At 72.5% G+C, this 5,102-nt stretch carries 4 protein-coding genes; all 4 read right to left on the bottom strand.

Going from position 1 to position 5,102, the window contains the following annotated elements; translation table 11 throughout:
- Positions 1–29: 29 nt before the first annotated feature.
- Positions 30–1,547, bottom strand: a complete 1,518-nt coding sequence (gene obgE, locus CWIS_RS10345; protein WP_048343211.1) for a GTPase ObgE — start codon at positions 1,545–1,547, stop codon at positions 30–32.
- Positions 1,548–1,691: 144 nt separating this feature from the next.
- Positions 1,692–1,949: a 50S ribosomal protein L27 gene (gene rpmA / locus CWIS_RS10340; protein WP_048343210.1), complete on the bottom strand. Its 258-nt coding sequence runs from the start codon at positions 1,947–1,949 to the stop codon at positions 1,692–1,694.
- 64 nt (positions 1,950–2,013) lie between these two features.
- A complete protein-coding gene (gene rplU, locus CWIS_RS10335) occupies positions 2,014–2,322 on the bottom strand; it encodes a 50S ribosomal protein L21 (RefSeq protein ID WP_174773416.1) in 309 nt (102 codons plus the stop codon).
- A gap of 238 nt (positions 2,323–2,560) precedes the next feature.
- A partial coding sequence (locus CWIS_RS10330; RefSeq protein ID WP_048343213.1) for a ribonuclease E/G occupies positions 2,561–5,102 on the bottom strand: 2,542 nt, incomplete at its 5' end.

Genomic DNA, 5,102 nt, shown 5'->3' with positions numbered 1-5,102 from the left:
TCCGCGATCCGGCGCCGGGTTCGTCCTGCTCAGTCCTTGTCCGGGTCCGTCCAGACGCCGTGCTGCCGCTCGGTCCACAGCTCGGCGCGCGCCGCCGCCTTGGCGTCCATGCGCTCCTTGAACTCGGTGCGCTTCTCGCCGCGGGTCGGCCGCGAGTGGTCGTCGAGGCGGGCGTCGGTACCGCGGCGGCCGAGCAGCTCGGCGCCCGTGATGAGCGTCGGCTCCCAGTCGAACACCACGGAGTTGGAGTCGGGACCGATCCGTACCTCGTCACCCGCGACGGCACCCGCCGCGTACAGACGCTCCTCGACCCCCAGCCGGGCGAGGCGGTCGGCCAGGTAGCCCACGGCCTCGTCGTTGTTGAAGTCCGTCTGGCGCACCCAGCGCTCGGGCTTCTCGCCGCGGACGTGGAACCACACCGAGCCGCCCTCCTCGCGACGCTTCACGGTGAACCCCGCGTCGTCGACCGCGCGCGGCCGCAGGACGACGCGCGTCGCCTCGGGCGCGGGCGCGTCCCGACGAGCCTTCGCGACCATCTCGGCGAGCGCGAACGTCAGCGGCCGGAGGCCCTCGTGGCTCGCGGTCGAGACCTCGAACACGCGCAGCCCACGCGCCTCGAGCTCGGGGCGGACGAGCTCGGCGAGCTCGCGTGCCTCGGGCACGTCGATCTTGTTGAGGACGACGACGCGCGGGCGCTCAGTCAGCGGAACGCGGCCACCCTCGATCGACAGGTCCCCCGCGTACGCCGCAAGCTCCGCCTCGATCACGTCGAGGTCGGAGATCGGGTCACGGCCAGGCTCGAGCGTCGCGCAGTCGAGCACGTGCACGAGCACCGCGCACCGCTCGACGTGGCGCAGGAACTCCAGGCCGAGCCCGCGCCCCTCGGAGGCGCCCGGGATGAGACCCGGCACGTCGGCGACGGTGTAGCGCGCGTCGCCCGCCTGCACCACGCCCAGGTTGGGCACTAGCGTGGTGAACGGGTAGTCGGCGATCTTGGGCCGCGCCGCGGAGATCGCGGCGACCAGGCTGGACTTGCCCGCGCTGGGGTAGCCCACCAGTGCGACGTCGGCGATCGTCTTGAGCTCGAGGACGACGTCCGCGCTCGAACCCGGCTCGCCGAGCAGCGCGAAGCCGGGCGCCTTGCGACGCGGCGAGGCCAACGCGGCGTTCCCGAGCCCACCGCGGCCGCCCGCCGCCACCACGTACTGCGCGCCGACGCCGACGAGGTCGGCGAGGACCTCGCCGTCGGGCGACTTCACGACCGTGCCGTCCGGCACGCCGAGGACCAGGTCCTCGCCCGTGGAGCCCGCGCGGTGGTCGCCCATCCCCTGCGTGCCCGAGGGCGCGTGGCGGTGCGGCAGGTGGTGGAACTCGAGCAGCGTGGTGATCTGCGGGTCGACCGCGAGGATCACCGACCCGCCGTTGCCGCCGTTGCCCCCGTCGGGGCCGGCGAGCGGCTTGAACTTCTCGCGGTGGATGGACGCGCAGCCGTGCCCACCGTCACCACCGGTCGCGTGCAGCACCACGCGGTCGACGAACGTCGCCATGGTGGACCTCCTGGGGTGTCGGGAGCAGTGGACTACTCGTGTCGATCATGCCCCCGCGGCGGGCCGCGACGACCGACAACATGACGAAGGGGCGCACCGAGTGCGGTGCGCCCCTTCGCGTCGCTGAACGCGTCAGCGAAAGACTCAGACCTCGGCGGCCACGATGTCGATGACCTTGCGGCCACGGCGCGTGCCGAACTGGACCGCACCGGCGGCCAGCGCGAACAGCGTGTCGTCGCCACCGCGACCGACGTTGTTGCCGGGGTGGAAGTGCGTGCCGCGCTGGCGGACGAGGATCTCGCCGGCCTTGACGACCTGGCCACCGAAGCGCTTCACGCCCAGGCGCTGGGCGTTCGAGTCGCGACCGTTGCGCGAGGAGCTCGCGCCCTTCTTGTGTGCCATGACGAACCTGCTCTCGGGTTGCTCAGACTTTGTCGCTGCAGCCGCGGCGTGCCGCGGCGCGAGATCACTTGATGCCGGTGACCTTGAGGCGGGTCAGCGCCTGGCGGTGACCCTGACGCTTGCGGTAGCCGGTCTTGTTCTTGTACTTGAGGATGTCGATCTTCGGGCCCTTCTCGTCCCGGACGACCTCCGCCGTGACCTTGACCTTGGCGAGCGCACCCGCGTCGGTCGTCACCTTCTCGCCGTCCACGAGCAGCAGCGCCGGCAGCTCGACGGTCGAACCCGCCTGGGCGGCGAGACGGTCGACGACGACGATGTCGCCCACGGCGACCTTCTCCTGGCGGCCGCCGGCCTTCACGATCGCGTACACCACGTTGCTGCTCATCTCTGCTCGTCGAACTGCTCGGTCCAAAGTTCGCCGGTGCCCGCCTGCGCCTGCGCCCGCGCACGTCCCTCTACGTCCGGTGAGGACCGGTGCCGTGGGGGTGTCGCGTCGGCGCCTTGATGGCGGCACACATGACTAGCGCGCGTAGACGCGCCGGTGTTCTAGGGTACGGACCCCACGCCGCACGGTCAAACCTGACCGACGTGAGGTACGCCCCTCCCTGCCATCAGTCCTCGGCGTCCTGCTCCGACTCGTCGGAGTCGAACGTCACGAACACCGACGGGTCCACAGGCGTGAGCTCGAGGTGCTCCTCCTGCGCGCCCGTGCCACGCAGCGTCGCGAGCTCAGCGAGCACGTCGAGCGTCGGCTGCGTGTGCCCGGCGCCCGCCGCTCCCGTGTCGACCGGCTGGGCGCCTGCGGGTTCCGCGACAGTGTGCTCGTCGTCGGCCGCCTGGACGTCCGTGGCGCCGGCGTCCGGCTCCGGCGTGCCGTGCTCGACAACGGGCCCGTCCTGCGGGCGCACGTCATCGGGCTGCTCGTCCGCCGGGTGCTGGTCGTGCAGCTCGTGAGCGTGCGCGGCCGCGGCCGCGATCGTCGCGAGCGTGGCCGTGACCGCCGCACGCTCCTGCGGCAGCACGGGGACCGGGGCGTGCGCGGCGGGTGCGGGCTCCTTCGCACCGCGCTTGCGACGCGAGCGCTTCGGCTCGTCGGCCGACGGCGCAGGCTGCTGCGGAGCACCGGAGTCCGGGCGCGCGTTCTTCTCGACCGGGTCGCTGTGCACGATGAACCCACGGCCGTGGCAGTGCTCGCACGTCTCCGAGAACGCCTCGACCAGGCCCTGGCCGACGCGCTTGCGCGTCATCTGGACCAGGCCGAGCGAGGTCACCTCGGCGACCTGGTGCTTGGTCCGGTCGCGCCCGAGGCACTCGACCAGACGCCGCAGGACCAGGTCACGGTTCGACTCGAGCACCATGTCGATGAAGTCGATGACGATGATGCCGCCGATGTCGCGCAGCCTCAGCTGGCGCACGATCTCCTCGGCCGCCTCGAGGTTGTTGCGCGTCACGGTCTCCTCGAGCGTGCCGCCCGAACCCGTGAACTTGCCGGTGTTGACGTCGACGACCGTCATCGCCTCGGTGCGGTCGATGACGAGCGAGCCGCCCGACGGCAGCCAGACCTTGCGGTCCATGCCCTTGACGAGCTGCTCGTCGATCCGGTGCGCGGCGAACACGTCGCCCGTGCCGGTGTACTTCGAGACCTTGCGCGCGAGGTCCGGCGCGAGCTCGTCGATGTACGACGAGATCGTCGACCACGCCTCGTCGCCCTGCACCACGAGCGACGAGAAGTCGTCGTTGAAGATGTCACGGACCACACGGATCGCCATGTCGGGCTCACCCTGGAGCAGCGCCGGCGCGGACGCGGTCTTCGACTTGGCCTCGATGGCCTCCCACTGCGACTGCAGGCGGGCGATGTCCGCACGCAGCTCGTCCTCGCTCGCGCCCTCGGCCGCGGTGCGCACGATCACGCCCGCCGAGTCCGGGACGACCTCGCGCAGGATCTTCTTGAGGCGGTTGCGCTCGGTGTCGGGCAGCTTGCGGCTGATGCCGGTCATGCCGCCGCCCGGCACGTACACGAGGTAGCGACCGGCGAGGGTCACCTGCGACGTGAGACGCGCGCCCTTGTGCCCGATCGGGTCCTTGGTGACCTGCACGAGCACGGAGTCGCCCGACTTGAGCGCCTGCTCGATGCGCCGCGGCTGCCCCTCGAGGCCGGCCGCGTCCCAGTTGACCTCGCCCGCGTAGAGGACCGCGTTGCGGCCCTTGCCGACGTCGACGAACGCCGCCTCCATGCTCGGCAGCACGTTCTGCACGCGGCCCAGGTAGACGTTGCCGACCATCGAGGCCTGCTGCTGGTTCGAGACGTAGTGCTCGACGAGCACGCCGTCCTCGAGCACCGCGATCTGCATGCGGTTGTGCAGCTCGCGCACGATCATCGAGCGCTCGACCGACTCCCGGCGAGCCAGGAACTCCGACTCGGTGATGATCTGGCGGCGCCGACCGGCGTCACGCCCCTCGCGACGGCGCTGACGCTTGGCCTCGAGCCGGGTCGAGCCGCGCAGCGCGGTGACCTCGTCGCTGCCCCGACGACGCGACTCGGCGGGCTCCGACGAGGTCTCCCCCGCACGCGAGCCCCGGCGGCGGCGACGACGGCGACGGCTCGAGCCACCGTCCTCCTGGTCGTCCTCGGCGTCCTGCTCGTCTGCGGCCTCGGAGGGCTCCTCGGACTCGTCGGTCGCGGGGGCCTCGCCGTCCTCGTCACGCTCGGACGCGTCGGGCCGACGACGGCCACGACCACCCCGGCGGCGACGACGACGCTGCGCCGGCTGGCCGTCGGCCTCGTCCTGCTGGTCGTCGTCCTGGTCGTCCACCAGCTCGTCGGCCTCGGCAGACTCCGGCGACTCGTCGGCCGGCGCGCCCCCGTCGAGAACGGGCTCGACCTCGTCGTCCTTCGGCTCGTCGCCCACGGGCGCCTCGCCGGAGCGCGCCGCGCCACCACGGCCGCGGCGGCCACGCCGGCGGCTCGGCCGCTCCTCGGTCTGCTCCGCGGTCTCGTCCTGGCGCGGCTCGTCGGTCGCCTCGGGCGCGGCAGACGCCTCGTCCTGCGCGCGCTCGGCGTCGAGCAGCGCCTGACGCGCGGCCTGCGAGATCTCCTCGGGCGAACCCGCGCTCGAGGTCACGCGACGGCGGCGGGGCCGGGCCTGCGCGGGG

It is taken from the genome of Cellulomonas sp. A375-1 (genome assembly GCF_001040865.1).
In the GTDB taxonomy this organism is placed as follows: Bacteria; Actinomycetota; Actinomycetes; order Actinomycetales; family Cellulomonadaceae; genus Cellulomonas; species Cellulomonas gelida.
The sequence above is the reverse complement of the archived record's forward strand: the minus strand, read 5'-3'. Positions and strand labels throughout refer to the sequence as shown.